Annotated in this window: 28 protein-coding genes; 17 read left to right on the top strand and 11 right to left on the bottom strand. The window is 64.6% G+C overall.

Going from position 1 to position 25455, the window contains the following annotated elements; all coding sequences use genetic code 11:
- Positions 1-89 precede the first annotated feature (89 nt).
- From NFW30_RS00425 to hisC, 9 genes are all read right to left on the bottom strand, one after another.
- Positions 90-455 (bottom strand): MerR family transcriptional regulator, encoded by a 366-nt coding sequence (locus NFW30_RS00425; protein WP_295356387.1) that lies wholly within the window; start codon positions 453-455, stop codon positions 90-92.
- Complete coding sequence (locus tag NFW30_RS00420) at positions 439-747, bottom strand: integration host factor subunit alpha (RefSeq protein WP_295356389.1); 309 nt, start codon at positions 745-747, stop codon at positions 439-441. Before NFW30_RS00420 ends, NFW30_RS00425 begins: the two co-directional genes overlap by 17 nt.
- A gap of 6 nt (positions 748-753) precedes the next feature.
- Positions 754-3129 carry a phenylalanine--tRNA ligase subunit beta gene (pheT, locus tag NFW30_RS00415; protein ID WP_295356391.1) on the bottom strand — a complete coding sequence of 792 codons (2376 nt, stop codon included), beginning with the start codon at positions 3127-3129 and terminating at the stop codon, positions 754-756.
- Between the two features lie 28 nt (positions 3130-3157).
- Positions 3158-4204 (bottom strand): phenylalanine--tRNA ligase subunit alpha, encoded by a 1047-nt coding sequence (pheS, locus tag NFW30_RS00410; protein WP_295356393.1) that lies wholly within the window; start codon positions 4202-4204, stop codon positions 3158-3160.
- Between the two features lie 51 nt (positions 4205-4255).
- Positions 4256-4615 carry a 50S ribosomal protein L20 gene (gene rplT / locus NFW30_RS00405; protein WP_295356395.1) on the bottom strand — a complete coding sequence of 120 codons (360 nt, stop codon included), beginning with the start codon at positions 4613-4615 and terminating at the stop codon, positions 4256-4258.
- Positions 4616-4626: 11 nt separating this feature from the next.
- Positions 4627-4824, bottom strand: coding sequence for a 50S ribosomal protein L35 (gene rpmI / locus NFW30_RS00400; RefSeq protein ID WP_034898199.1), 198 nt, complete (start codon positions 4822-4824; stop codon positions 4627-4629).
- A gap of 116 nt (positions 4825-4940) precedes the next feature.
- The gene (infC, locus tag NFW30_RS00395; protein ID WP_295356401.1) at positions 4941-5492 is read right to left on the bottom strand and encodes a translation initiation factor IF-3; all 552 of its coding nucleotides are present in this window, start codon (positions 5490-5492) and stop codon (positions 4941-4943) included.
- The gene (thrS, locus tag NFW30_RS00390) at positions 5489-7405 is read right to left on the bottom strand and encodes a threonine--tRNA ligase (RefSeq protein ID WP_295356403.1); all 1917 of its coding nucleotides are present in this window, start codon (positions 7403-7405) and stop codon (positions 5489-5491) included. The genes infC and thrS overlap by 4 nt, the downstream gene beginning before the upstream one ends.
- Positions 7406-7816: 411 nt before the next feature.
- Complete coding sequence (gene hisC / locus NFW30_RS00385; RefSeq protein ID WP_295356405.1) at positions 7817-8899, bottom strand: histidinol-phosphate transaminase; 1083 nt, start codon at positions 8897-8899, stop codon at positions 7817-7819.
- Positions 8900-9051: 152 nt separating this feature from the next.
- Here hisC and hisB point away from each other — a divergent pair, with 152 nt between their 5' ends.
- The 10 genes from hisB to tatC all read left to right on the top strand — a co-directional run bounded on the left by hisB (position 9052) and on the right by tatC (position 14665).
- On the top strand, positions 9052-9639 hold the full coding sequence (gene hisB, locus NFW30_RS00380; RefSeq protein ID WP_295356407.1) for an imidazoleglycerol-phosphate dehydratase HisB: 588 nt from the start codon (positions 9052-9054) through the stop codon (positions 9637-9639).
- Positions 9639-10298 (top strand): imidazole glycerol phosphate synthase subunit HisH, encoded by a 660-nt coding sequence (gene hisH, locus NFW30_RS00375; protein ID WP_295356408.1) that lies wholly within the window; start codon positions 9639-9641, stop codon positions 10296-10298. Before hisB ends, hisH begins: the two co-directional genes overlap by 1 nt.
- A 48-nt stretch (positions 10299-10346) precedes the next feature.
- Positions 10347-11090, top strand: a complete 744-nt coding sequence (hisA, locus tag NFW30_RS00370) for a 1-(5-phosphoribosyl)-5-[(5-phosphoribosylamino)methylideneamino]imidazole-4-carboxamide isomerase (protein ID WP_295356410.1) — start codon at positions 10347-10349, stop codon at positions 11088-11090.
- Between the two features lie 43 nt (positions 11091-11133).
- Positions 11134-11895 (top strand): imidazole glycerol phosphate synthase subunit HisF, encoded by a 762-nt coding sequence (gene hisF, locus NFW30_RS00365; protein WP_295356412.1) that lies wholly within the window; start codon positions 11134-11136, stop codon positions 11893-11895.
- Entirely contained in the window at positions 11892-12296 is a 405-nt protein-coding gene (gene hisI / locus NFW30_RS00360) for a phosphoribosyl-AMP cyclohydrolase (protein ID WP_295356415.1), read from the top strand. Before hisF ends, hisI begins: the two co-directional genes overlap by 4 nt.
- The gene (locus tag NFW30_RS00355) at positions 12293-12613 is read left to right on the top strand and encodes a phosphoribosyl-ATP diphosphatase (protein WP_034893375.1); all 321 of its coding nucleotides are present in this window, start codon (positions 12293-12295) and stop codon (positions 12611-12613) included. Before hisI ends, NFW30_RS00355 begins: the two co-directional genes overlap by 4 nt.
- A 3-nt stretch (positions 12614-12616) precedes the next feature.
- Positions 12617-12967 (top strand): histidine triad nucleotide-binding protein, encoded by a 351-nt coding sequence (locus NFW30_RS00350; RefSeq protein ID WP_295356418.1) that lies wholly within the window; start codon positions 12617-12619, stop codon positions 12965-12967.
- An 86-nt stretch (positions 12968-13053) separates the two neighbouring features.
- Entirely contained in the window at positions 13054-13299 is a 246-nt protein-coding gene (gene tatA / locus NFW30_RS00345) for a Sec-independent protein translocase subunit TatA (RefSeq protein WP_295356420.1), read from the top strand.
- Between the two features lie 87 nt (positions 13300-13386).
- On the top strand, positions 13387-13794 hold the full coding sequence (gene tatB / locus NFW30_RS00340; RefSeq protein ID WP_295356428.1) for a Sec-independent protein translocase protein TatB: 408 nt from the start codon (positions 13387-13389) through the stop codon (positions 13792-13794).
- Between the two features lie 7 nt (positions 13795-13801).
- Entirely contained in the window at positions 13802-14665 is an 864-nt protein-coding gene (gene tatC / locus NFW30_RS00335) for a twin-arginine translocase subunit TatC (protein ID WP_295356430.1), read from the top strand.
- A gap of 30 nt (positions 14666-14695) precedes the next feature.
- Here tatC and NFW30_RS00330 read toward each other — a convergent pair whose 3' ends face one another.
- Positions 14696-15505, bottom strand: a complete 810-nt coding sequence (locus tag NFW30_RS00330) for a class II glutamine amidotransferase (RefSeq protein WP_295371601.1) — start codon at positions 15503-15505, stop codon at positions 14696-14698.
- Between the two features lie 9 nt (positions 15506-15514).
- The gene (locus tag NFW30_RS00325) at positions 15515-16687 is read right to left on the bottom strand and encodes a trypsin-like peptidase domain-containing protein (protein WP_295356435.1); all 1173 of its coding nucleotides are present in this window, start codon (positions 16685-16687) and stop codon (positions 15515-15517) included.
- 23 nt (positions 16688-16710) lie between these two features.
- Here NFW30_RS00325 and NFW30_RS00320 point away from each other — a divergent pair, with 23 nt between their 5' ends.
- The 7 genes from NFW30_RS00320 to NFW30_RS00290 are packed head-to-tail and all read left to right on the top strand — an operon-like array spanning position 16711 to position 25452.
- Positions 16711-17457, top strand: coding sequence for a Nif3-like dinuclear metal center hexameric protein (locus NFW30_RS00320; RefSeq protein WP_295356438.1), 747 nt, complete (start codon positions 16711-16713; stop codon positions 17455-17457).
- Between the two features lie 18 nt (positions 17458-17475).
- Positions 17476-18159 (top strand): fumarylacetoacetate hydrolase family protein, encoded by a 684-nt coding sequence (locus NFW30_RS00315; RefSeq protein ID WP_295356441.1) that lies wholly within the window; start codon positions 17476-17478, stop codon positions 18157-18159.
- A 54-nt stretch (positions 18160-18213) separates the two neighbouring features.
- Complete coding sequence (locus NFW30_RS00310; RefSeq protein ID WP_295371599.1) at positions 18214-18741, top strand: DUF3124 domain-containing protein; 528 nt, start codon at positions 18214-18216, stop codon at positions 18739-18741.
- Between the two features lie 57 nt (positions 18742-18798).
- Positions 18799-19347: a Gx transporter family protein gene (locus NFW30_RS00305; protein ID WP_295356448.1), complete on the top strand. Its 549-nt coding sequence runs from the start codon at positions 18799-18801 to the stop codon at positions 19345-19347.
- On the top strand, positions 19340-19957 hold the full coding sequence (locus NFW30_RS00300; RefSeq protein ID WP_295356451.1) for a flavin prenyltransferase UbiX: 618 nt from the start codon (positions 19340-19342) through the stop codon (positions 19955-19957). Before NFW30_RS00305 ends, NFW30_RS00300 begins: the two co-directional genes overlap by 8 nt.
- A 25-nt stretch (positions 19958-19982) precedes the next feature.
- Complete coding sequence (locus NFW30_RS00295) at positions 19983-21197, top strand: MFS transporter (protein WP_295356457.1); 1215 nt, start codon at positions 19983-19985, stop codon at positions 21195-21197.
- Positions 21198-21252: 55 nt separating this feature from the next.
- Positions 21253-25452, top strand: coding sequence for a PAS domain S-box protein (locus tag NFW30_RS00290; protein ID WP_295371596.1), 4200 nt, complete (start codon positions 21253-21255; stop codon positions 25450-25452).
- Positions 25453-25455: the final 3 nt, after the last annotated feature.

Genomic DNA, 25455 nt, shown 5'->3' with positions numbered 1-25455 from the left:
CGGGACCCCTTGCACCCCATGCAAGTGCGCTACCAGGCTGCGCCACGCCCCGACAAGCCTACGATTATAACCGAAAACGAGCCGGAGGCTCAGGGTCGCAAGATTTCGGCGATGCTCAGTAGTTCGACGCGCACCTCCTCGAGCGACAACGCCGAGGCCTTGGCCGCCGCCTCGACCTCGGCATCCTCCAGGCGATTTCGGGCGCCGCTGATGGTGAAGCCCTGGCTGTAGAGCAACTCGCGTATGCGTCGAACGAGCAGGACTTCGTGGTGTTGATAGTAACGGCGGTTGCCACGCCGCTTCACCGGTCGTAGCTGCGCGAACTCCTGCTCCCAGTAGCGCAGGACATGCGGCTTGACACCGCAGAGTTCGCTCACCTCACCGATCGTGAAGTAGCGTTTGGCGGGAATGGCCGGCAACGACTCCGGAGCCGGATCTCTATGACTCGCTTCCATCGTAGGTGTGCTCCACCTCGGCCTTCAGTTTCTGACTGGCGTGAAAGGTCACCACCCGCCGCGCGGTGATGGGGATTTCTTCGCCAGTTTTTGGATTTCGACCTGGGCGCTGCGGCTTGTCGCGCAGCTGGAAATTGCCAAACCCAGACAACTTGACACCGTCGCCCCGTTCGAGTGCGTTCCGGATCTCCTCGAAAAACGCCTCGACCATGTCCTTGGCCTCGCGCTTGTTGAGACCGACCTTGTCGAACAACAAGTCGGCCAGTTCCGCCTTGGTCAGCGTCATTCCCATCCCTTCTCAGACGCGAAGCTGCGCTGCGAAGACCTGCTGCAGGTAGGCCACCAACTGCTGCATGGCGGCGTCCACTTCAGCCTCAAGCAAGGTCTTGCGAGTATCTTGCATCACTATGCGGAAGGCAAGGCTTTTCTTGCCGGCCTCGACACCCCGCCCGACGTAGACATCGAACAGCCGAATGTCACTGACGATCGCCGGTCGGTGGGCGCTCAAGGCATCGAGCAGCTCCTGCAACTCGAGGCCGTGGTCGACAACGACTGCCATGTCGCGGATGACGACGGGCTGGCGCGAGCCTTCGACGTATTGCGGCAGCCGAGCCTGCAGCACTGGATCGAGGTCGATCTCGAACAGCACCGGTGCCAGCGGCAACTCGAATTTCTGCTGCCATTGCGGATGCAGTTCGCCGATGCTGCCGACCGCCTGCCCATCGAGTAGAACCCGCGCGCTTCGCCCCGGGTGCAGTGCCGGGTGTGCGGCCACTTCGAAGCGAGCAGCAAGCGGCGCGAGCAGAAGTTCCAGATCCCCCTTGACATCGAAGTAGTCAACATTGCGCGTCGCACATCCCCACTGTTCCGGCAGGACCGAGCCGTAGGCGAGTGCCGCGAGCCTCCATGGCTGGCGGAACCCAGGAACAGGACCACCCAGCGGATCGCGGTAGAAGCAGCGGCCCGTTTCGAAGACACGTACCCGGCTTTGTCGACGTCTGAGATTCGTCGCCACGTTGGCCAGCAGCCCGCCCAGCAGCGACGAGCGCATGACGCTCAACTGACTCGCGATCGGGTTGGCCAGCCGAATCAAGTGCTCGTTGCCGGCGAGGTCTCGCTCCCAGGACTCTTCGACAAAGGCGAAGTTGATCACTTCCTGATAGCCACAATCAGTCAGCAACTGCCGCACGCGCGCCACAGGTCGCGCCTGCTCCGGCTGCGGCAGCATCGACAGGGCTGCCCGCGGCAAGGCGCCAGGGATGTTCTCGTAGCCGTGCAGGCGAACGATTTCCTCGATCAGGTCTTCCTCGATCTCGATGTCGAAGCGATGACTGGGGGGTGTGACGATGAAATCGTCTGCATCCCGGACGAATGAAAGCGCGAGGCGACGAAACAGCTCCTCGATGCGCGCGGGCGAAACATCCAGCCCCAGGATCTTGCGCACGCGGTGCGGGCGCAGACGGACAGGGGGCCGCTGCGGCAGGGTGGCCAGTGCATCCGTCACCGGACCGGCGACGCCACCGCAGATGTCCACAACCAGACGCGTCGCACGCTCGAGGGCACGCCGTGTCGCAGCGAAATCGACGCCGCGCTCGAAACGATGAGCGGCATCCGAGACGAAACCGTAGCGCCGCGCGCGGCCCGCAATCGCTTTCGGGGCGAAAAACGCGGCCTCCAGGAAGACCTCTGTTGTCGCCAGCGTGATGCCGCTGTCCTCGCCACCCATGATCCCGGCCATCGCCAGCGGTCGTCTCTCATCGGCAATCAGCAGAACATCATCCCGCAGCTCCACCGCCTGTTCGTTGAGCAGCTTGATCGTCTCGCCCACCCGCGCCATGCGTACGTGTATGGCACCGGCGAGCTGCCGATTGTCGAAAGCGTGCAGTGGCTGGCCGCCCTCGAGCATCACGTAGTTGGTGATATCGACCAGTGCCGAAATCGGGCGCAGACCGCTGCGCTCGAGCCGCCGCCGCATCCACGACGGCGTCGTAGCGGCCGCGTCCACGCCGGCGATCACCCTGCCGCAGTAGCGTGGACATGCGGCTGGAGCGTCGAGTACGACTGCGCGTTCACTGGTGATGCCCACCGCCACCTCGGCGACATCGATGTAGCTCGCGGGCGCGCCAGTCAGGGCGGCAACCTCGCGTGCCACACCTTCGAGCGACAGGCAGTCCGCCCGGTTGGGAGTCAACTTCAGCGTCAGCATGCGATCATCGAGGTCGAGATGGCGGCGAAGATCCTCCCCCACGGGAGCGGCAGGGTCCAGGAGCAGCAATCCCGAAGCGTCGTCGCTGATGCCAAGTTCCCGTGCCGAGCACAGCATGCCATGGGACTCCACGCCGCGAACCTTGCTGATCTTGATCTGCTGGCCGCCCGGAAGCTCGGCGCCGACCAGAGCACAGGGCACCTTGCCGTTCGCCACGACATTCGGCGCGCCGCAGACGACCTGCAGCAGATCGCCGGCGCCAACATCCACCCGGCACAGACGCAGCCGATCGGCGTTCGGATGGAGGTCGACGCTGACGACCTGTGCGACCACCACCCGGCTGAAGGCAGGGGCGACGCTTTCTTCCTCCTCCACCTCGAGGCCGGCCATCGTCAGCAGGTGCGAGAACTCCTGTCCATGACATGCGGGATCTACGAAACTGCGTAGCCAGGACTCAGAGAATTTCATGCCCAGTCGCGGTGAGAAGCGGTCGCCATCAGACGAACTGGCGCAGGAAGCGCAGGTCGCCATCGAAGAACAGGCGCAGGTCATTGATCCCGTAACGCAGCATGGTGAGGCGATCGGGACCCATGCCGAAAGCGAATCCAAGGTAGCGCTCGGGGTCGATATTGACGTGACGCAGGACGTTCGGGTGAACCATTCCGCAACCGGCGATTTCGAGCCAGCGCCCCTTGTGCGCACCGCTCATGAACGCCATGTCGATTTCTGCCGATGGCTCGGTGAACGGGAAGAAGGAAGGCCGGAAACGCACCTGCAGGTCGTCATTCTCGAAGAAGCGACGCAGGAAGTCGGCGATGACGCCTTTCAGATCAGCAAAGCTGACGTCCTCCCCGATCCACAGTCCTTCGACCTGATGGAACATCGGGGAATGCGTCGCATCGGAATCCACACGATAGACCCGCCCCGGCGCAATGACCCGGATCTCGGGCATCGTTGCCAGGGCCGCATGGCGGGCTACATGCGCCTGCATGTAGCGCACCTGGATCGGGCTGGTATGGGTGCGCAGCAACACACCCTTGGCAACCGCTCCCGACTCGTCCTGTAGGTAGAAGGTGTCGTGCATCGAGCGCGCCGGATGGTCCTCGGGCGTGTTCAGGGCGGTGAAGTTCTGGAAATCGGCCTCGATCTCGGGGCCGTCGGCGACCTCGAAGCCGATCGAACGGAACATGGACTCTATCCGTTCGAGCGTCCTCGTCACCGGATGCAGACCGGCGCGTCGCTGCCCGCGACCCGGCAGGGTCACGTCGAGCGCCTCCTCAGCCAGCCGGGCGTTCAGAGCCATCCTCCGGATTGCTTCACGACGCGCGCTGAGGGCGCCTTCAACGCTCACCTTGGCGCGATTGATGGCCGCTCCGGTTGTCCTGCGCTCGTCCGGCGGCAGCTTCGCCAGAGCCTTGAGCAGTTCGGTTATCTGTCCATTCCGGCCAAGATAGCCGGCCTTGATCTGCTCAAGCACGTCGGCGTCGTCCGTCGCAGCAAAAGCCACGACGGCCGCCTGGACAATCTGATCGAGGTTGTGCATGCTTCACCGAAAAAAGGAGGCTCGCGCCTCCTTTCCCGAGGTTCGTCGGGCCTAGGAGGCAAGCCGGGCCTTGGCCTCGGCAGCGAGGGCAGCAAAGGCCGGCTTGTCGAACACGGCCAGATCAGCCAGGACCTTGCGATCCACCTCCACCTGTGCCTTTTTCAGGCCATTCATGAAGGTACTGTATTTCATGCCGAGTTCCCTGGCAGCCGCGTTGATGCGCGCAATCCAGAGGCTGCGGAACTGGCGCTTCCGCTGCCGACGATCACGGTAAGCATACTGGCCTGCCTTCATCACCGCCTGTTTGGCGACACGATAGACGTTCTTGCGACGACCGCGATAGCCCTTGGCAAGGGCGAGAATCTTCTTGTGGCGCGCGTGCGCCGTTACACCACGCTTGACTCGAGGCATCGTCTGTCTCCTTAGGCGTAAGGCATCATGGCACGCACCACCGCCTTGTCAGAGGCGTGCACAGCGGTCATGCCGCGCAACTGGCGCTTGGTCTTGGTGTCCTTCTTCGTCAGGATGTGGCGCTTGTAGGCAAAGGAGCGCTTGATGCGACCGCTCGGGCTTATCTTGAAGCGTTTCTTCGCTCCTGTCTTGGTTTTCATCTTGGGCATTGAATGCTCCTGTTAATGACATGTTGCCAGGTGGCTCCCGACGGAAGCTCTTCGAACCCGGCACCACTTCTCAACACTGCACGACCCTTCGTGTCGCCTGCAGTGGCTCCTGCAATCTAGCGCTTCTTGTTAGGCGTCAGGACCATCACCATCTGTCGCCCTTCCATCTTCGGCATCTGCTCGACCAGTGCAAGCTCCTGCAGATCAGCCCTGATACGCTCGATCTGCCGCATACCGATATCCTGATGCGCCATTTCCCGGCCGCGGAAGCGCAGCGTGACCTTGACCTTGTCCTCTTCCTCGAGGAAACGCGTCATGTTGCGCAGCTTGATCTGGTAGTCGTTTTCATCGGTGCCCGGACGCAGCTTCACTTCCTTCACCTGCACCTGCTTCTGCTTGAGCTTCTGCTCATGCTGACGTTTCTGCTCCTGGTACTTGAACTTGCCAAAATCGACGATCCGGCAAACCGGGGGCTGTGCCATCGGCGCGATCTCGACCAAGTCCACGCCAGCATCCTCGGCAAGCGCCAGCGCCGCCCTGACGCTCATGATTCCCAATTGTTCGCCGTCGGCACCGATCAGCCGGACTTCCGGCGCGTTGATTTCCTCGTTGACGCGTTGCGCTTTTTGCAGTGCGATGGTTCCGCTCCTTCTTCCGACAAAATTCAAGCCGTGCCACTGCGCGCGGCAACTTCCTCAAGAAGCCGCCCGGTCAGAGCCTCGAGCGTCATCTGCCCGAGATCCCGACCCCCGCGCGTGCGCACGGCTACCAGATTGGCTGCCACCTCCTTGTCGCCAACGACGACCTGATACGGCAGCTTGCTCATGCTATGTTCTCGTATTTTATAGGTAATTTTTTCGTTGCGCAAATCCGCCTCGACGCGGAGCCCGGCACCGCGCAACGCCGCCGCCACCTGCCTCGCATAGTCGGCCTGTTTCTCCGAAATATTCAGCACGACCGCCTGTATCGGCGACAGCCAGAGGGGCATCGCACCGGCATAATGCTCGACCAGGATTCCGATGAAGCGCTCGAGCGATCCGAGGATGGCCCGGTGCAGCATGACCGGAATCTGGCGCTCGTTGTTCTCGCCAACGTAGTGCGCGTCAAGGCGCTGCGGCAAGGCGAAGTCCAATTGCAGCGTGCCACACTGCCAGACCCGTCCAAGGCAGTCCTTCAGCGAAAACTCGATCTTCGGCCCGTAGAATGCGCCCTCTCCTGGCTGCAGGTCGTAGGCCAGAGCCTTCGCCGCCAGCGCCTCGGCCAGCGCGGCTTCCGCCTTGTCCCATGCTTCGTCGGATCCGATGCGCTTCGCCGGTCGTGTTGACAGCTTGACGAGAATCTCGGTGAATCCGAAATCGGCATAGATCTGCTGCAGCAGGTCGATGAATGCCGCCGTCTCCGGCAACACCTGCTGTTCCGTACAGAATATGTGCGCGTCATCCTGCACGAAGGCGCGCACGCGCATGATGCCGTGCAGGGCACCGGATGGCTCGTTGCGATGGCAGGAGCCGAACTCCGCCAGTCGCATCGGCAGGTCACGGTAGCTGCGCAACCCCTGGTTGAAGATCTGGATGTGCCCGGGGCAGTTCATCGGTTTGATTGCGTAGTCGCGGTTCTCGGAAGCCGTCGTGAACATGTTCTCCGCGTAGTTCTGCCAGTGTCCCGAGCGTTCCCAAAGCGAACGATCCATGATCATCGGCGTCTTCACTTCACAGTAGCCGCTTGCACCCAGAACCCGCCGAATGTACTGCTCGACTTCCTGCCAGATGGTCCAACCCTTCGGGTGCCAGAAGACCATCCCTGGCGCCTCGTCCTGCAGGTGGAAAAGGTCCAGTTGCCGCCCCAGCTTGCGATGGTCGCGTTTCTCGGCCTCTTCGAGCATGTGCAGGTAGGCGTCCTGATCTTCCTTCCTGATCCAGGCGGTGCCGTAGATGCGCTGCAACTGCTCGTTGCGATGATCCCCGCGCCAGTAGGCGCCGGCCAGCTTCATCAGCTTGAAGACCTTCAGCCGCCCGGTCGACGGCACGTGCGGCCCGCGGCAGAGGTCGACGAAGTCCCCTTCGCGATACAGCGAGACAACCTGATCCGCCGGTATCGCATCGATCAGTTCGGCCTTGTAGTTCTCGCCAATCGACTTGAAGAACGCGACAGCCTGATCGCGCTGCCAGACCTCCCTCTGAACCGGCAGGTCACGACGCGCCAAGTCGCTCATCCGCCGCTCGATCGTGGCCAGGTCATCGAGCGTGAAAGGACGCTCGAACGCGAAATCGTAGTAGAAGCCGTTCTCGATGACGGGGCCGATGGTCACCTGCGCCGAGGGAAAGAGCTCCTTCACCGCATAGGCCATCAGATGCGCGGTCGAATGGCGAATGACTTCGAGTCCCTCGGCATCCCTGTCGGTGACGATCCCCAACCGGACATCACTGCTGATCAGGTACGAAGTGTCTACCAGTCGGCCATCCACCTTGCCCGCCAAGGCGGCTCGCGCCAGACCGGCTCCAATCGCCTGCGCGACCTCGGCAACCGTCACCGGCTGCGCGAAATCCCGTTGCGACCCATCGGGCAGTGTGACCACCGGCATGTTGCACCTCAGAAGAAAAATATGGGAAAGCCGGGGCGCCGCTTTGGCTTGTGAGAGCACCACAGGCCCGCACCCGAAGACTCGCAACAGCCTCCACGACGCCCTGGTAGAGGGTAGCTGGCGAACAGCCGGCAGTCGACCGCTCGGCCGCCGGTGCCCACCCGGTCGCGAGTTGCGGCCAAGGCGTTCGCCACTTTCCGGGAACCGCCTCGCGCCCGGATTCTAGCACGCCCGCCTCGGGCAGCGACAAGACCGGCGCCGCACAGCGACACTCCGCTGCAGCTGCTGCAGCCGGACCAGCATTTCGGTTCCAGGTTCCGGATCCGCGCCGGAACCTTGATTACCGGACACCACCACCGCACTCCGGCCGTGGTGCGCCAGCGTCCCGGTTGCAGCCAACCCGCTGTGTGATCACCTCGCCGCGAGCAATTCCCGCAAGGCCTGCAACAGCACGGCACACTGCTCATCGCTGCCTATCGTGATGCGCAGGTACTGTTCGATTCGCGGCAGCGGGAAATGACGAACGATGATGCCACGTTGCCGCAGTCGCGTCGCGAGTTCGCCGGCATCGTGTTGCGGGTGGTGAACGAAGACGAAGTTGGCGGCTGACGGCAGGACGCTGAAGCCAAGAACCAGCAGCGCCTCGCGCAACGCTTCGCGACTGCGGATGACCGCCTGCCGGGTCGCCTCGAAGTAGTCCTCGTCGGCGATCGCAGCTACTGCGCCGACGATCGCCAGACGATCGAGCGGATAGGAGTTGAAGCTGTTCTTGACGCGTTCGAGCGCTTCGATGAGCGGCCTCTGGCCGATCGCGTAGCCGACGCGCAGCCCGGCGAGCGAACGCGACTTGGAGAGCGTGTGCACGACCAGCAGATTGGGATGTCGATTGACGAGGGCCACCGCCGACTCGCCACCGAAGTCAACGTATGCTTCGTCGACGACGACCACCGACTGCCGATGCCCGAGCAGCAGCTGCTCGATCGCCAACTGTGGCAGCAGGCAGCCGGTGGGGGCATTCGGGTTCGGGAAGATGATCCCCCCGTTCGCCGCCGAATAGTCCTCGACGCGGATGCGAAAGTCTTCGCGCAGCGGTACGGTCAGGTAGGCGATTCCGTACAAGGCACAATAGACGCGGTAAAAGCTGTAGGTGATGTCGGGGAACAGGATCGGCTGCTCGTGGCTGAGCAGAGCCATGAACGCGAGCGCCAGCACTTCGTCGGAACCATTGCCGACGAAAACCTGCTCGCTGCCGATGCCGAACTTGCCGTGAAGAGTGGCAATCGCTGCTCGCAGCCGCTCGGCATTGGGGTCGGGATAGAGCCGCAGCGAAGCACCGTCGGCGGCCAGTTCCCCGGCAATCGCCGCCACCACGTGGGGCGATGGCGGATAGGGGTTCTCGTTGGTGTTCAGCTTGACGAGCTGCGGCAATCTCGGCTGCTCGCCGGGAACGTAGGGCGTCAAGCGATGAACGACGGAGCTCCAGTAGCTGCTCATGAAAGGCTGCTCGGCCAAGGTGCACGGGAAGCGCGAGATGTTATCATGCGCCCCGTCGATCAGCGGAAGATCGCCGATGGTCGCTGGCGCCCGGAAGCCTCAGGCCGAGCGCACTCGTAAACACCCGACATGCCTCAGGCAATGGTATCGCGATGCGGCAAGCAGAAGTCTCCAGGCACACGCTCGAAACCCGGGTCGATGTCCGGCTGGATCTCGACGGCAGCGGGCACGGCAGTTTCGCCACCGGCGTTCCCTTCCTTGACCACATGCTCGAGCAGATCTCCCGCCACGGGCTGATCGACCTCGACATCGCTGCCAGTGGCGACCTGCACATCGATGCCCACCACACGGTCGAGGATATCGGCATCACCCTGGGCCAGGCGCTGGCGCGCGCGCTGGGCGACAAGCGCGGTCTGCGTCGCTATGGCCATGCCTATGTGCCGCTCGACGAAGCGCTGTCACGCGCGGTCGTCGATCTCTCCGGGCGGCCCGGCCTCTCCTTCCATGTCGGGTTCGTACGGCCGATGATCGGCGGCTTCGACGTGGACCTGATCCGCGAGTTCTTCCAGGGCTTCGTGAACCACGCCGCGCTGACGCTGCACATCGACAACCTGCGCGGCGCCAACGCCCACCATCAGGCAGAAACAGTGTTCAAGGCCTTTGGTCGTGCTCTGCGGATGGCGGCGGAAGAAGACCCGCGTGCCGCCGGCAGCGTTCCCTCGACCAAAGGCTCACTGTGATGGCCAATGGCGCCAGACAGTCCGGCGCGATCGTCGTCGTCGATTACGGCATGGGAAACCTGCGCTCGGTGTGGCAGGCTCTCGTCCGTGTCGCCAACGGCCGCGAGGTGCTCGTCTCGGCCAATCCGGAAGTGGTCCTGGCCGCCGAGCGCGTCGTTTTTCCCGGCCAGGGAGCGATGCCCGACTGCATGCGCGAGATCGACCGGCGTGGCTTGCGGGCGCCCGTTCTCGATGCCGCCCGCAACAAGCCCTTTCTCGGTATCTGCATCGGGCAGCAGATGCTCTTCGAGCACAGCGACGAGGGCGACGTGCCGGGACTCGGCATCATGGCGGGGCGCGTCAGGCGCTTCCCGACAGCCGGCATGGTCGACCAGGCGGGAACGCGGCTCAAGGTACCGCACATGGGGTGGAACGAAGTCTGGCAGAAGGGCGGGCATCCGCTGTGGAGCGGAATCGCCGACGGCGCCCGCTTCTATTTCGTGCACAGCTACTTCGTCGAACCCGCGGATACCGCGTGTGTCGCGGCCACCACTCATCATGGTATCCACTTTACCAGCGTCGTCGCACGGGATAACATCTTCGCTCTGCAGTGCCATCCGGAAAAGAGCTCCCCGGCCGGGCTCGTCATGCTGGCGAACTTTCTGGCCTGGAAACCCTGAGCGAGCCGCCGTGTCTGATTTGTACCAACTCATTCTCTCTTCTCCACCATGCTGATCATTCCCGCCATCGACCTCAAGGACGGACAATGCGTCCGACTCAAACAGGGCCTCATGGACCAGGTGACCGTTTTCCCCAATTCGCCTCGCGATCAGGCGCGGCACTGGCTGTCGCACGGCGCCAGGCGCCTGCACGTGGTCGATCTCGACGGCGCCTTCGCTGGCAAACCGAAGAATGAACGGGCGATCAAGGAGATCGTCGAGGAGGTTGGCGACGACATCCCGGTGCAGTTGGGCGGCGGCATCCGCGACCTCGACACGATCGAGCGCTGCCTCGATGACGGGGTTAGTTACGTCATCATCGGCACCGCTGCAGTCAAGAATCCGGGCTTCCTGCACGACGCCTGCGGCGCCTTTCCCGGCCACATCATCGTCGGCCTGGACGCCCGGGATGGCAAGGTCGCCGTCGACGGGTGGTCGAAGATGACCGGGCACGATGTCATCGACCTGGCGCGCAAGTATGAGGACTACGGCGTCGAGGCGATCATCTACACCGACATCGGGCGCGACGGGATGCTCTCGGGAATCAATATCGAGGCGACGGTCAAGCTGGCGCAGGCCCTGCTGATCCCGGTGATCGCCAGTGGCGGACTGTCGAGCCTCGACGACATCCGGCGCCTTTGCGCCGTCGAGGAAGAAGGCATCAGCGCGACGATCGCCGGGCGCGCCATCTACGATGGTTCGCTCGACTTTGCCCTGGCGCAGGCGACCGCCGATCAGGGTGCGAAGGCATGACCCGCACCGCCGTCGCCCGGCACGCTGCCACCGGTAACTGAACTTGGCACTGGCCAAACGGATCATTCCCTGCCTCGACGTCACTGCCGGCCGCGTCGTCAAGGGCACCAATTTCGTTGATCTGCGTGACGCCGGCGACCCGGTGGAAATCGCCCGTCGTTACGACGAGCAGGGCGCCGACGAGGTGACCTTCCTCGACATCACGGCCTCGTCCGATCAGCGCGACATCATCCTGCACGTCGTCGAGGATTGTGCGGCACAGGTCTTCATTCCACTGACGGTCGGCGGCGGCGTACGTTCAGTCGCTGACGTCCGTCGCCTCCTGAATGCCGGTGCGGACAAGGTGAGCATGAATACCGCAGCGGTCGAGAATCCCGACCTGGTCGCCGAGGCGTCGGCCAAGGTGGGCAACCAGTGCATCGTCGTGGCGATCGATGCGAAGCAGTCGGCGCCCGGAATCTGGCAGGTCTACACGCATGGTGGCCGACGCAATACCGGCATCGACGCCGTACAATGGGCGCGGCGGGTGCAGGAACTCGGCGCTGGCGAAATCCTGCTCACCAGCATGGATCGTGATGGCACGCGCAATGGCTTCGACCTGCCGCTGACGCGCACGATCGCGGACGCCGTCGACATCCCGGTAATCGCCAGCGGTGGAGTCGGCAACCTCGAACATCTGGCCGAAGGGGTCACGCAGGGACACGCCGACGCCGTGCTGGCCGCAAGCATCTTCCACTTCGGCGAGTACACGGTTCGACAGGCCAAGGACTACCTGCGCGGGCGCGGCATCGAGGTCCGGCTGTGAGCGACCTGGACCCGGGCAAGGACTGGCTCGATGCGTTGCAGTGGGACGCCCGGGGGCTGATGCCGGTGATCGCACAGGATGCGGCGAACGGCCGGGTGCTGATGTTCGCCTTCATGAACCGGGAGTCATTGCAGGCAACGGTTGACAGCGGCAGCGCGGTATACTGGTCGCGTTCGCGTCGGCGGCTATGGCGCAAGGGCGAGGAGTCTGGACACGTGCAACGCGTCCAGGCGATTCGTACCGACTGTGATGGTGATGTACTCTTGCTGTCGATCGAGCAGCAGGGAGGCATTGCCTGGCATACCGGCCGCGAGAGCTGCTTCTTCTATCAACTGCAGGGCAACGCCTGGGTCGCGGTCGACCCGGTGATCAGGGCGCCCAGGGACATATACGGCAAATGAACATGGATATGCTGCACCGGATCTCCGAAACGCTGCTCGAACGTCGCAGGGCAGACCCGGAAACCTCGTATACCGCACAGTTGATGTCCAAGGGTCCGGACTCGATCCTGAAGAAGATCGGCGAGGAGTGTGCCGAGCTGATCATGGCCGGCAAGGAGGGAAACCGGCTGCATGTGGTTTGGGAATCGGCCGACGTGCTGTACCACATCATGGTCCTGCTTGCCTTCCACGGCCTGTCGATCGAGGACGTCTTGCAGGAAATGCGGCGCCGTGAAGGCATCTCGGGAATCGACGAGAAGAAGTCACGGAAAGGCTGAGCGATGGAGGACTGTCTCTTCTGCCGCATCGTCGCTGGCCGGATTCCGGCGCGCAAGGTTTTCGAGGATGACGAAATCCTCGCTTTCCACGACATCAATCCGGCGCGGCCCGTGCACCTGCTGGTGATCCCGAAGCGCCACATCACTTCGCTGGCGACGGTCGACGACGCCGACATTCCGGTCCTCGGCCGCATGCTCGCGGTCGCCAACCGGCTGGCTGCCGAGCACGGCAGCCCGGACGGTTTTCGCGTGATCATCAACACGGGTCGCATCGGGCATCAGGAAGTGCAGCATCTGCACGCCCACATCGTAGGGGGGCCCGATCCCGTGGGGCCAATGCTCAAGCGCATCTGACGGCGCCTTCGACCGCCTGATGGCACGCAGGCACAGGATGGCGCTGCGCGCCGGGGCATCAACATTCACCTCATGGGAGGCCTGACATGGGCTCTTTCAGCATCTGGCACTGGTTGGTGGTCCTGATCATCGTTCTCCTGATCTTCGGTACCAAGAAACTGAGAAATCTTGGCGCCGATCTCGGTGGAGCCGTGAAAGGATTCAAGGATGGGATCAAGGACGCGGCAGCCGAGGACAAGCCGGCCGAGCCGGCCGCCCCTGCGTCAGCGCCACCACAGGTGGCGAGCGGTCAGACGATCGACGGCGAGGTTCGGGAGAAGACCCGCAGCTAGAGCGCAACGGGATCGTGCGGCGGCGACGCCGCTCGCACGCCCGCTCACTGCCCTCTCGTATTGCTGCGGCCACACGGATGAATGCACATGTTTGATATCGGCTTCTCCGAGCTGATGCTGGTCGCCGTCGTCGCGCTGGTGGTGATCGGGCCCGAACGACTGCCGCGAGTCGCGCGCACCGCCGGACACCTGCTCGGCCGCCTGCAGCGCTACGTCAGCACCGTCAAGTCCGACATCAGCCGCGAAATGCAACTCGAGGAACTGCGCCGCCTGCAGAGCGAGATCCAGGAATCGGCGCGCAACGTCGAGAACAGTCTGAGCAGCGAGATGCAGGCGGCAAAGCAGGCGCTCACCATGACGGCCGAGGCCGCCAGCAGCGACCTGCAGAGAGCGCAGGCGGATGTGGCGGCAGCGCCTTCGCCGGCCGTGGCACCGCTCCTGGCCGACCCTGATGGAGCAGCGGTCGATCGCGGCAAGCCCGTGCCGGGTGCCTGATCCGACGATGAACCTGCCCGAAGATTCATTCCTCTCGCATCTCGTCGAACTGCGTGACCGCCTGATCCGTTCCCTGCTGGCAATCGGTATCGTCTTCCTCTGTCTCGCCCCATGGGCGCAGGACCTCTACGCGCTGCTGGCACATCCCTTGCTGGCCAAACTGCCGCAAGGAGGACAGATGATCGCGACGGATGTCATCGGCGTCTTTCTGGTGCCGATGAAGGTGGCGCTGATGGTCGCCTTCCTCATCGCGCTGCCCTACGTCCTCTATCAAGTGTGGGCTTTCGTCGCGCCCGGGCTCTATGCGCACGAGAAGCGACTGGCGTTGCCGCTGGTCGGCGCCAGCATCGTGCTCTTCTTTGTCGGCATGGCTTTTGCCTACTTTCTCGTATTCCCGACGGTCTTCGGTTTCATGGCCTCGGTGCAGCCCGAGGGTGTTGCCTGGATGACCGACATCGAAAAGTACCTCTCCTTCGTCCTCACCACGTTCATTGCCTTCGGCGTGACTTTCCAGGTGCCGGTAGCCGTGCTCGTCCTGGTGCAGGCCGGTATCGTCGACGTCGAAAGGCTCAGGGAATGGCGTCCGTACGTCATCGTCGGCGCCTTCGTCATCGGCGCCATCTTCACGCCGCCGGACGTCATCTCGCAGTTGATGATGGCGGTCCCGCTCTGCCTCCTCTTCGAACTTGGCCTGCTGCTCGCACGCTTCCTTCACCGCCGGCCAGCGCCCACGGCGGGTGACGACGGCTCCGCGGCAACGGCACTCAGGCGCGGGGACGGCGAGTGGACACCGGCGTCCAGTGCCGAGATGGACGAGGTCAGCGGCGGCAACGACCGACAGGAGCAAGCCGAACGCAGGCCCGATGCCTGACCCCGCGCAGTTGCCGGCAGGGCCCGCGCTTCAGGTAGGCAGCCGGGACTCGGGTCCGGCAATCGTCTGGCGATGGCCGACCGGAGCGCCTTCGGCAAACAGCCACAGGCTGCCGCTGGGCATCGTCGTCCAGTGCTCGTTGTCGGTCAGCGGCACCGTGGCAATCACCGCCACGCGATCGTCGGGAGTCGTGACGGCACTGAAGTCGATGCTCAGGTCCTGGTCACGAAGATGGGCGACGGCAAAAGGTGCCTGGCGAACGATGAAACTCAGTTGCGTCGAGCAGTGGGCGAAGAGGCAGTCGCCATTCGACAGAAGGTAGTTGCAGGCACCCCGCGCCCCGAGATCGAGCGTCAGGCGATGCAGTTCATCGAACAGCTCAGCCTGGCCAGGCGCACATCTGCCGAAGCGCCGACGCAGTTGTTGCAGCAACCAGCAGAAGGCGCGTTCACTATCGGTCTGACCGACGGGAGTGTAGCTGCCATCGAGAGTGGGGGCAAAGTCGGGCAGGTTGCCGTTATGGGCGAAGATCCAGTAACGTCCCCAGAGTTCGCGCATGAAGGGATGCGTGTTCTCGAGCGCGACGATTCCCTGCGTCGCCTTGCGAATGTGGGCGATGACGTTCTTCGAGTGGATCGGGTAGCTGCGTACGAGTTCGGCGACCGGCGACACGGCTGAAGGCTGCGGATCGAGGAAGAAGCGCATGCCGCGCCCCTCGAAGAAGGCAATGCCCCAGCCATCGGCATGCACGTCGGTGGCGCCACCACGTGCCTGGAAACCGGCAAACGAGAAGCAGATGTCTGTCGGCACGTTGCAGTTCATCGCCAGCAGCTGACACATCGCCAGCCCCTACTCGCGTTCGCGGCGCTGCGGCGTGCGTTTGCCGATGCGGATGCTGGCATCGACCACGCCATTCTGGCGGCGCAGCCTGAATGCCACGGTTTCACCGGGCTTCTGACTGGCGATCAGGTCGAGCATGCCCTGCGGATCCTTCACCAGGCGGCCATCGACCGCGAGCAGGATGTCGCCCGGCTTGATGCCGCCGACGTCGGCCGGACTGCCGCGCAGAACACCGGCAATCAGTGCGCCACTCGTATCCGGCAGCCCGAACGATTCCGCCAGGTCGACCGTGATCTCCTGCGCCTCGACGCCGATCCAGCCGCGCGTCACACTGCCTGTGGCGATGATCTGCTCCATCACGTTGCGCGCGAGAGAGATCGGAATCGCGAAACCGATACCCAGAGAGCCTCCCGAGCGCGAATAGATGGCCGTGTTGATGCCGATCAGGTTGCCCTGGCTGTCGACGAGCGCACCACCGGAGTTGCCCGGATTGATCGCAGCATCGGTCTGGATGAAGTTCTCGAAAGTGTTGATGCCAAGATGCGAGCGCCCGAGGGCCGAGATGATTCCCATCGTCACCGTCTGGCCGACACCGAACGGATTGCCGATCGCCAGCGCGACATCGCCGACGGCAATATCGTCCATTCGGCCAAGGGTGATCGCCGGCAGAGCCAGATCCTTGCCCTTCAGCTCGATGATCTGCAGGACCGCCAGATCGGACTCCGGATCGCTGCCGACGAGACGGGCATCCAGGTTGCGCCCGTCACTGAGGGCGATCTCGATCTGATCGGCACCCTCCACGACATGGAAATTCGTGAGAACATAGCCGCTCGAACTGACGATGACACCGGAACCGAGACCTGCGGTCTTTGGCGGCTCGCCGTCACCGCCGTCGCCGAAGAAATGCCTGAAGACCGGATCATTCAGCAGTGGGTTGCGGCGCGCCCTGACCTTCTGCGAAGTAAAGATGTGGACGACCGACGGCAGCGCCTTGTCGGCCGCCTCGCGATACGAGGCGTATCTGGCTGGCGCGGCGGGCGCCGCCGCTTCGCGCAGGGCGACGACGCTGGCCCCGACCGGTGCCCCCCGGCCAACCCAGTCGGGCTTCAGCGTACTGACGACGAAGAGGACGGCAAGACCAACCGTGACCGTTTGTGCAAAAATCAGCCAGAGCCTGCGCATGGGCGAAAAACCGGAGCCTTGGGATGAACCGCGAAGAATTGACCCGCTACCTGGAGGATTTGCTCGAGCCGGGACGCTTCCGGGATTATTGCCCAAACGGCCTGCAAGTGGAAGGACGCCCAGAGATCGGTCGCGTGGTCGCCGGTGTCAGCGCCACGCAGCAACTGCTCGACACCGCCGTCGAGCATGCCGCCGACACCATCCTGGTGCATCATGGCTGGTTCTGGCGCGGTGAGGATGGCCGCGTCACGGGCATCCGCAAGACCCGCCTGCAGACGCTGCTGTGCCACGACATCAACCTTTATGCCTTCCACCTGCCGCTCGACAGCCACCCCGAACTGGGCAACAACGTGCAACTTGCCCGACACCTCGACTGGATTCCCGACGGTCGCTTCGGCGAGCAGGATCTCGGCTGGCTCGGGCACCTGACGCTGCCCTTGCCGGCCCGGGAGCTTGGCGAGCGCGTTGCGCGCACCCTGCAGCGGCCGCCCCTGCTGCTCGGCGACAGCGAACGGCTGGTGCGTCGCGTCGCCTGGTGCTCCGGCGGAGCACAGGGGATGTTCGAACAGGCGATCGCACTGGGCGTCGATCTCTACCTGACTGGCGAAGCATCGGAGCCGAGCACGCACCTCGCGCGCGAGTCGGGGGTCGCCTACCTGGCCGCCGGCCACCATGCGAGCGAGCGTTACGGCATCATGGCACTGGCCGCACATCTCGCCGAACGCTTCACTCTCGACTGCCGCTTCGTCGACCTCGACAATCCAGTCTGAATCCGCTGAGGAACCGCCATGACCTACGTCTTCCCTCCCCCGCCACGGGTCGCCCTGCCGGTGATCGGCAACGATGCCCTGTTTCCGGTGCGGCGTGTCTATTGCGTCGGGCGCAACTACGCCGACCACGCCGTCGAGATGGGCGCCGACAGCCGGGAACCACCCTTCTTCTTCAGCAAGCCGCCGGATGCGCTGGTTGCTGGCGGCGGCGACGTGCCCTATCCGCCGCTGACCGGCAACCTGCAGCACGAAGTGGAACTGGTGGTCGCTCTCGCTGCCGGTGGTGCGCAAATCCCGGTGGCGCGGGCACTGGACTGCGTCTTCGGCTATGCCGTCGGGCTCGACCTGACGCGCCGCGATGTGCAGCAGCGGGCAAAGGACAAGGGGCATCCCTGGGACATGGCCAAGGGCTTCGACCACAGTGCGCCGATCGGCGCCATCGTTCCGCTGACCGCCAGCGGCCACCCGGCACAGGGTGCGATCCAGCTGCGGGTCAACGGTCAACTGCGGCAGAATGGCGACCTTGGGCAGATGTCTTGGAAGGTGGCCGAGGTCATCGCCAATCTGTCGACCCATGTCCGCCTTGAAGCGGGCGATCTGATCTTCACCGGCACCCCGGCCGGAGTATCCACGGTAGCCCGCGGCGACCTGCTCGAGGCCGTGGTGGCGGGAGTCGGCGAGCTGACGGTCAGACTGATCTGAAACAACATGCTTCTGCAGACGCCGCCGCGACCATCACCATCAGGGAGAATGCTCATGATCTTCAGCCGCATCTGCCGCCAGCCACGTCGCCGCTGCGCCCATCCGGGCGGCCAACTCGCGCTGGCGCTGGCCATCGTTGCCAGCAACGCGCCCGTTCTGGCGGAGGGCATCGAACCACCGACCAGGGGACAAACGGTCTACGTACCGGTCTACTCCGAGATCCGGCACGGCAATCTCGCCGCCACCGGCAGGACGGACGTCACCCTGTTGTCGGTCCTGGTCAGTGTCCGCAATACCGATCCGACCAACTCGATCCGCGTCGTCTCGGCCAACTACTACAACACCGATGGTGTCCTTCTGCGCAACTCGCTGCCCGCGCCAAGAGTGATTCCGCCATTCGGAACCTTCGAGCTGTTCGTCGAGCAGCGCGAGAACATCGGTGGCTCGGGTGCCAACTACGCAATCAAGTGGGACGCGACCGTGCCCGTCTCGCAGCCGACGATCGAGGCCCTGCATTCGCGGTTCCAGGCGGGATTCTCGGCCGCCTTCATTTCCCGCGGCCGGGCGATATCCGAGCCATGAGCGCCGTCGCCATCGGTGCCGGGCGCCCGGGCGTCGGCTGACGCGCGGACCCTCGCCATGGCGGGTGGCACACGATCGATCAGACTGACGGCGACGCCCGAAGACCAGCGGATCGCGCAACTCGCGGCGGCGGCGATCGGCCTGTCGCTGGTCGACGCGGCAATCCCGCTGCCCCTGCCGGGAGTCAAGCCCGGTCTCGCCAACATCGTCACGCTGATCGTCCTGGCGCGCCACGGCTGGGCTGCCGCCGCCTGGGTCAGCGGACTGCGCGTGCTTGCCGGCAGCCTGTTGCTCGGGCAGTTCCTTTCGCCGGGCTTCTTCATGAGTGTCAGCGGGGCCGCGTGCAGCCTGACCGCCCTGGCGCTGGTGCATCGGCTGCCACGGCGCAGCTTTGGGCCGGTCAGCTGGAGCATCATGGCGAGCTTCGCCCACATCAGCGGCCAGTTGGTGCTGGCACGCCTGTGGCTGGTCCCGCATGACGGACTGTTCTACCTGGTGCCCGTCTTTGCTTGCGCGGCGCTCGCTTTCGGCGTCATCAACGGCCTCATCGCCGCCCGCCTTCTGAGCGAACCAGCGATTCCGCAGAACGGAGCCCCCAGTGCCTGAAACCATCTGTCTCGCGTTGACCGGCGCTTCCGGCATGCCCTACGGCTTGCGGCTGCTCGAATGCCTGCTGGCGGCGAACTGCCGGGTGCAGCTGCTTTACTCGCAGGTGGCACAGATCGTCGCCCGCCAGGAACTCGGCATCGAACTGCCGGCCCGCGCCAGCGAAGCGCGCAGCCAGTTGCAGGAACGCCTGCACGGCTTGCCGGGACGACTCGAGGTCTTTGGCCGCGAGGAATGGTTCGCACCGGTCGCCAGCGGCTCGAACCCACCGGATGCGATGGTCGTCTGCCCGTGTTCGATGGGGACACTGGCGGCGATCGCGCAGGGGCTGGCCAACAAGCTGATCGAACGGGCCGCCGACGTCGTCCTCAAGGAAGGCCGCAAGCTGATCCTCGTGCCGCGCGAGACGCCGCTGTCGACCATTCATCTCGAGAACATGCTGCGACTGGCCCGCGCCGGTGCTGTCATCCTGCCGCCCTGCCCCGGCTGGTATCACCAACCGCGGCGGGTCGAGGACCTGGTCGACTTCGTCGTCGCCCGCATCCTGGACCAGTTGCAGGTCTCCCACTCCCTGCTTCCCCGCTGGGGCGATCCGGCGCCGGAGCGGTGAGTTCGTCTCGGGCCATCCGGATCTGATGTCAGGAGTCCGCTCGTCGGCGCTGCTGGTGCTGGTGTTCTGCGCTGCCGAGATCCTTTCGATGGCCGGCTTCGCGCTGGTGCCATCGCTGCTGCCGCGTTTGTCGCAGGACTGGTCGCTGTCGGCAACCGCTGCCGGATGGCTGGGAGGCGTCTACTTTCTCGGTTACATCCTCGCCGTGCCGCTGCTCGTGAGCCTCACTGACCGGGTGGACGCGCGGCGCATCCATCTCGCCTGCGCCGCCCTCAACGGGCTCGCGCTGACGGGCTTCGCGCTCCTCGCTGACGGCTTCGTCGCCGCTCTCGGCTGGTGGTGGCTCGCCGGTCTGGCCCTGGCCGGAACCTACATGCCCGGACTCAAGGCGTTGACCGACCGCCTGCCGCCGGCCGCCCAGTCGCGTGGCACGGCTTTCTATACGGCCACCTTCGGCGTCGGTGTCGGCCTGTCGTATCTCTGGATCGAACTGGCGCAGCGCCACCTTGCCTGGCCAGTGCTGTTTGCCGTGGCCGCCGTCTGTGCTTCCCTGTCGGTCCTGCTGATCTGGTTCGCCGTGGCGCCCGCCGCTGGCGCGCCATCGCTGCGCAGTCACGCCACCCACTGGCGCCTGGTGCTCGGCGACCGGCGCATCCTCGCCTTCTGCGGCGCCTATTTCGGTCACAACTGGGAACTGTTCGGCTTTCGCGCCTGGCTCGTTGCCTGCCTCGTCTGGAGTCACGGCCGGTCGCCCGATGCCTGGACTGCGATGCCGGGAGTGGTAGCCGCACTGGCGACCTTTCTCGCGGTTCCAGCGAGCATCCTCGGCAACGAGGGCGCGCACCGCTGGGGACGCGGTCACTGGCTGCGGACCGTGATGCCCGTGTCCTGCATGCTGGCGCTCGTCGTCGCGGGCCTGAGCGACAGCCCGGGGCATGTCCTGGTGCCCCTGCTGCTGGTCTACGCAGCGAGCATGAACCTCGATTCGGCAGCGTTGACGGCCGGACTGGTCAGCGAAACCGCCGGCGACCGGCGTGGTACGGCTCTTGCGCTCTACTCGGCGATCGGCTTTGCCGGTGGCTGCATCGGACCCCTGGCCTTCGGCATCGCACTCGACACTTTCGGTCGCGTCGATCCTGCCGGCTGGGCAGCCGGTTTCGCCAGCCTGGCCTTCGGTGTCGGTCTGGGCCGCTGGGCCATCGGCAGGAACAGGGAGACGACATCCAGCGCGAAGCTCTAGCGCCGAGCCAGTCGGCTTTCTTGCCTTCACTGATGAAGTCCTGCAGTATTGGCTCATGGGACAGGGGACAGCGCACGCCATCGACCGCCGTCAGCGCAGGATGCTGCTGCTCTGGCTCGGCGTTCTGCTGCTTGGGGTGCTGCTGCTGCTCGGTTATCAACTCTGGCTGAGCCATCACGAGCAGCTGCGCGAGGCCGAGACGAAGACACGGAACTATGCCGCGATCTTCGCGACCCGCCTGGACGCCACCCTCCGCCGGACCGATGCCGCACTCCAGGGAATGGGCCGGCTCCTGCCGCCCGCGCTGCTGAACAGGCAGGCAGCCGAGCGACACGCGCGGCAAGTCGGGGATGAACTCGACCTGCGGCTGCTGAACTTCGACGAGATCGTCGGTCTGCGGGTCTTCGATGCCGGCGGAAGACTGCTCTACAGTTCCGGCCGCGCGACGACGCCGCACATCGAGGTGAGTGACCGCGACTACTTCGTCACCCTTCGCGACGACTCGCAGGCCGGTCTCTTCTTCTCCGAAGTGATCGATTCGCGGGCAACCGGCCGGCCAAGCCTGATCGCCGCACGTGCGCTGCGTGACGAGCACGGGACTTTTCTCGGACTGGCCAGCGCGGTGCTCGATCTCGCCCGCTATCAGGAAATCTTTCGTGCCGTCGATCTCGGCCAGCGTGGATCGATTTCCTTCCGGCGCAGCGACGATCAGCGACTGGTGGTCCGCTGGCCGCACATCCCGGACGAGGTCAACCGGACGCTTTCGTCGGAACATCCCGTCCGCCAGCAGATGAGCCGCGGAGCAACGAGCGGCACCCTGGAGTTCGCCGCCCAGACCGACGGCGTCCAGCGCGTCTACAGCTACCACCAGCTCGAGCACTACCCTTTCTATTTCATCATCGGCACCAGCCGGGACGAGATCTTCGCCGGCTGGCGCGCGCGCGCACTGGTTGTCGGCATGTCCGCCCTGCTGCTGCTCACGCTGTTCGCCATCCTGCTGCTTCGCCTCTGGCGCAGCGAGGCGCGCGAGGCGGCCGTACTGGCCGACCTGGTGTGCAGCGAGCGACTGCAGCGCGCCAAGGGCGAGCGACTGGCGGTATTCGAGCGGCTGGCTGACAACGCCAGCCAGGGAATCGCCATGCTGCAGGCGACTGGCGAACTGAGCTACGCCAACCCGGCCTTGCGCCGGTTGCTGGATGTTCCGGCCGAGGCCGATTGCAGCGACTACTCGCTGGCCCGCTTCTGCCTCCCGGAAAACGCACAGCAGCTGCAGCAGCATGTCCTGCCGGCAACCATCCGTGACGGTCAGTGGAGCGGGGAGCTCGAACTGCAGTCGCTGCAGGGTCGTCGCGTACCGGCGCTGCACACGCTCTTCGTCGTCCAGGGGGCCGACGGCGAGCCGGCAATCGTTGCCGACCTGGTGGCCGACCTCAGCGAGCGCCAGCGGATGGAGCAGCGCAACCGCCAGTTGCTGGCCGAGATGGAAACCCTGCTGAGCAACGCACTGGTCGGCATCGTCCACCTGCGGCAGCGGCGGGTCGTCTCGTGCAACCGGCGCCTCGAGGAGATCTTCGGCTATCGCTCTGGCGAGTTGACCGGCGAGTCTTCAGAGTGTTTCTACCCCAGCCGTGATGTCTTCCTGCGGGTTGGCGAGCGCGCTTACTCGGTCGTCGGCGAGGGGCGCAATTTCAGCACCGAGTTGACGCTCCGGCGCAAGGACGGCAGCCTCTTCTGGGGTGCGCTGACCGGCCGCGCGATCGATCCCGGACAGCCACAAGAGGGCAGCATCTGGGTGTTTGCCGACATCTCCGAGCGCCAGCAAGCGGAGGAGGAATCACGCAACCTCCTGCAGGCGGTCGAACAGAGCCCGGTCACCATCGTCATCACGAACCGCAGCGGCGACATCGAGTATGTCAACCCGAGCTTTACCCGCGTCACCGGCTACTCCCGGCTTGAAGCCATCGGCCAGAACCCGCGCATCCTCAAGTCCGGCGACGTGCCCGGCGAGGTCTATCAGACCCTGTGGCAGACGCTGCTCGACGGCAAGGTGTGGACCGGGCTGCTGCACAACAGGCGCAAGAACGGAACGCTGTTCTGGGAGAGCGTCTCGATCGCACCGGTTTTCGGTGATCACGGCGAGGTGACGCATTACCTCGCGGTCAAGGAGGACGTCACCGAACGCCTGCTGGCCGAGAAGCAGTTGCGCGAGAACGAGGAGGCCTTCCGGCGGCTCTTCGAGGACGCCAAGGATCCACTGCTGCTGCTCAAGAACGGGGCGTTCGTCGACTGCAACACCGCGACCCTGGATCTGCTCGGATACCCGTCCAAGGAAGAGTTCCTCGGCCACGGACCGGACGACATTTCGCCGCCGTACCAGCCTGATGGCCAGCCCTCGAAGGACAAGGCGCAAGCGATGATGGCGGCTGCGAACGAATTCGGCTATCACCGTTTCGAGTGGACCCACCGGCACCGCGATGGTCACGCGATACCGGTCGAAGTCACGCTGACGCCGATCACGCTGCGCGGCGAGGTGATCCTGCACACCCTCTGGCGCGACATCAGCGAGCGGCGCCTGACCGAACAGCGCCTGCGCCTGCTGGCGGCGGTGTTCGAGAACAGCGCCGAGGCGATCATGGTCAGCGACCGTGACAACCGCATCGTCGAGGTCAACGCCGCGTTCTCGCGCCTCACCGGCTACAGCGCCGACGAGGTTCGCGGCAGTGACCCGCGCCTCCTGTCCTCGGGATGCACGTCGACTGACGAGTACCGCGGCATGTGGCAGGCGATCGACAACCGCGGCCACTGGCAGGGCGAGATCTCTGACCGTCGCAAGGATGGCACCGTCTATCCGAAATGGCTGTCGATCTCGACGATCCGCAGCGCCGACGGCAGCGTCGAGAATTACATCGGCAGCTTCGTCGATATCTCGGAGCGCAAGGCTGCCGAGGAGAGAATCCGGCACCTGGCGCACTACGATACCCTGACCCACCTGCCCAACCGCTCGAACCTGCAGGGCCGTCTCGAGCAGGCATTGGCAGCGGCGCGACGCGAGGGCGGGAGTTGTCCACTGGCAATCCTGTTCCTCGATCTGGATCGATTCAAGAACATCAACGACACCCTTGGCCACCACGTCGGCGATGCGCTGCTGCTCGAGGTGTCGCAGAGACTGACCGGCAGCGTGCGGGCCAGTGACATCGTGGCCCGACTTGGCGGCGACGAGTTCGTCGTCGTCCTCTCGCGCGCCGATTCCCTTGCCGCCGAGCGAGTCGCGACGAAGATTCAGCACGCACTGTCGCAGCCCTACCAGATCGACGGACAGGGCATGCACACGACCTCGAGCATCGGCATTGCCGTCTTTCCCGGTGATGGCGACACGGTCGAAGTGCTGATGCGCAATGCAGACGCGGCGATGTACCACGCCAAGTCGGCCGGACGGAACAATGTCCAGTTCTTTACCGCCGGCATGAACCAGGCGGCCAGGGACCGGCGACAGCTCGAAGAGGATCTGCACCTGGCCCTGCAGAACGAACAGTTCGTCCTCCACTACCAGCCGCAGGTCGACTTTCGCCGCCGGGTCTTCGGCGCCGAGGTCCTGCTGCGGTGGCAACATCCGCAGCACGGCCTCGTCCCGCCCGGGAAGTTCATCCCGCTGGCCGAGGACACCGGCCTGATCGTACCGATCGGGCAGTGGGTGCTGGCGACCGCCTGCGCGCAGCTTGCCGCCTGGGGCGGGGAAGCGCGGGCCGGCGAGCTGCAGGTAGCGGTGAATGTCAGTGCACGCCAGTTCCGACAGGCGGACTTCGTCGACCAGCTGCAAGCCTTGCTGCAGCGCAGCGGCGCCGATCCGACGCGGCTCAAGCTGGAGCTGACCGAGAGCCTGGTGCTCGACAACGTCGCCGACACGATCGCCAGGATGAATGCCATCAAGCAGCTCGGCGTCAGCTTCTCGATGGATGACTTTGGCACCGGCTACTCCTCGCTGTCCTATCTGACGCGACTGCCGCTCGATCAGTTGAAGATCGACCGTGCTTTCGTCAGCCGCTTGCCGGACAACCAGAGCGATGCGATCATCGCGCAGACCATCGTCACCATGGGCCGCAGTCTCGGCCTCAAGGTGATCGCCGAAGGGGTGGAGACGGCCGCGCAGTGCGAGTTCCTCGATCGTCATGGCTGCCACGGCTACCAGGGCTTCATGTTCGGCCGACCGGTGCCCGTGGACGAGTTCACGCGGTTGCTGGAGGCCGCTCCTGACTGACGA

It is taken from the genome of Accumulibacter sp., assembly GCF_023806635.1.
Classification (GTDB): Bacteria; Pseudomonadota; Gammaproteobacteria; order Burkholderiales; family Rhodocyclaceae; genus Accumulibacter.
This window is presented reverse-complemented; position numbering and strand designations above follow the sequence as displayed.

Bases quoted from the DNA above. Each gene is read 5' to 3' on its own strand.
- hisA (WP_295356410.1), top strand. From the start codon at position 10,347: ATGCTGATCATTCCCGCCATCGACCTCAAGGACGGACAATGCGTCCGA.
- NFW30_RS00355 (WP_034893375.1), top strand. From the start codon at position 12,293: ATGAACATGGATATGCTGCACCGGATCTCCGAAACGCTGCTCGAACGT.
- hisC (WP_295356405.1), bottom strand. From the start codon at position 8,899: ATGAGCAGCTACTGGAGCTCCGTCGTTCATCGCTTGACGCCCTACGTT.
- tatB (WP_295356428.1), top strand. From the start codon at position 13,387: ATGTTTGATATCGGCTTCTCCGAGCTGATGCTGGTCGCCGTCGTCGCG.
- rplT (WP_295356395.1), bottom strand. From the start codon at position 4,615: ATGCCTCGAGTCAAGCGTGGTGTAACGGCGCACGCGCGCCACAAGAAG.
- pheT (WP_295356391.1), bottom strand. From the start codon at position 3,129: ATGAAATTCTCTGAGTCCTGGCTACGCAGTTTCGTAGATCCCGCATGT.
- rpmI (WP_034898199.1), bottom strand. From the start codon at position 4,824: ATGCCCAAGATGAAAACCAAGACAGGAGCGAAGAAACGCTTCAAGATA.
- tatC (WP_295356430.1), top strand. From the start codon at position 13,802: ATGAACCTGCCCGAAGATTCATTCCTCTCGCATCTCGTCGAACTGCGT.
- NFW30_RS00425 (WP_295356387.1), bottom strand. From the start codon at position 455: ATGGAAGCGAGTCATAGAGATCCGGCTCCGGAGTCGTTGCCGGCCATT.
- NFW30_RS00290 (WP_295371596.1), top strand. From the start codon at position 21,253: ATGGGACAGGGGACAGCGCACGCCATCGACCGCCGTCAGCGCAGGATG.
- hisH (WP_295356408.1), top strand. From the start codon at position 9,639: ATGGCCAATGGCGCCAGACAGTCCGGCGCGATCGTCGTCGTCGATTAC.
- tatA (WP_295356420.1), top strand. From the start codon at position 13,054: ATGGGCTCTTTCAGCATCTGGCACTGGTTGGTGGTCCTGATCATCGTT.
- NFW30_RS00320 (WP_295356438.1), top strand. From the start codon at position 16,711: ATGAACCGCGAAGAATTGACCCGCTACCTGGAGGATTTGCTCGAGCCG.
- thrS (WP_295356403.1), bottom strand. From the start codon at position 7,405: ATGCCGGTGGTCACACTGCCCGATGGGTCGCAACGGGATTTCGCGCAG.
- NFW30_RS00350 (WP_295356418.1), top strand. From the start codon at position 12,617: ATGGAGGACTGTCTCTTCTGCCGCATCGTCGCTGGCCGGATTCCGGCG.
- NFW30_RS00315 (WP_295356441.1), top strand. From the start codon at position 17,476: ATGACCTACGTCTTCCCTCCCCCGCCACGGGTCGCCCTGCCGGTGATC.
- pheS (WP_295356393.1), bottom strand. From the start codon at position 4,204: ATGCACAACCTCGATCAGATTGTCCAGGCGGCCGTCGTGGCTTTTGCT.
- NFW30_RS00330 (WP_295371601.1), bottom strand. From the start codon at position 15,505: ATGTGTCAGCTGCTGGCGATGAACTGCAACGTGCCGACAGACATCTGC.
- hisB (WP_295356407.1), top strand. From the start codon at position 9,052: ATGCGGCAAGCAGAAGTCTCCAGGCACACGCTCGAAACCCGGGTCGAT.
- NFW30_RS00420 (WP_295356389.1), bottom strand. From the start codon at position 747: ATGGGAATGACGCTGACCAAGGCGGAACTGGCCGACTTGTTGTTCGAC.
- NFW30_RS00295 (WP_295356457.1), top strand. From the start codon at position 19,983: ATGTCAGGAGTCCGCTCGTCGGCGCTGCTGGTGCTGGTGTTCTGCGCT.
- NFW30_RS00310 (WP_295371599.1), top strand. From the start codon at position 18,214: ATGATCTTCAGCCGCATCTGCCGCCAGCCACGTCGCCGCTGCGCCCAT.
- NFW30_RS00305 (WP_295356448.1), top strand. From the start codon at position 18,799: ATGGCGGGTGGCACACGATCGATCAGACTGACGGCGACGCCCGAAGAC.
- NFW30_RS00325 (WP_295356435.1), bottom strand. From the start codon at position 16,687: ATGCGCAGGCTCTGGCTGATTTTTGCACAAACGGTCACGGTTGGTCTT.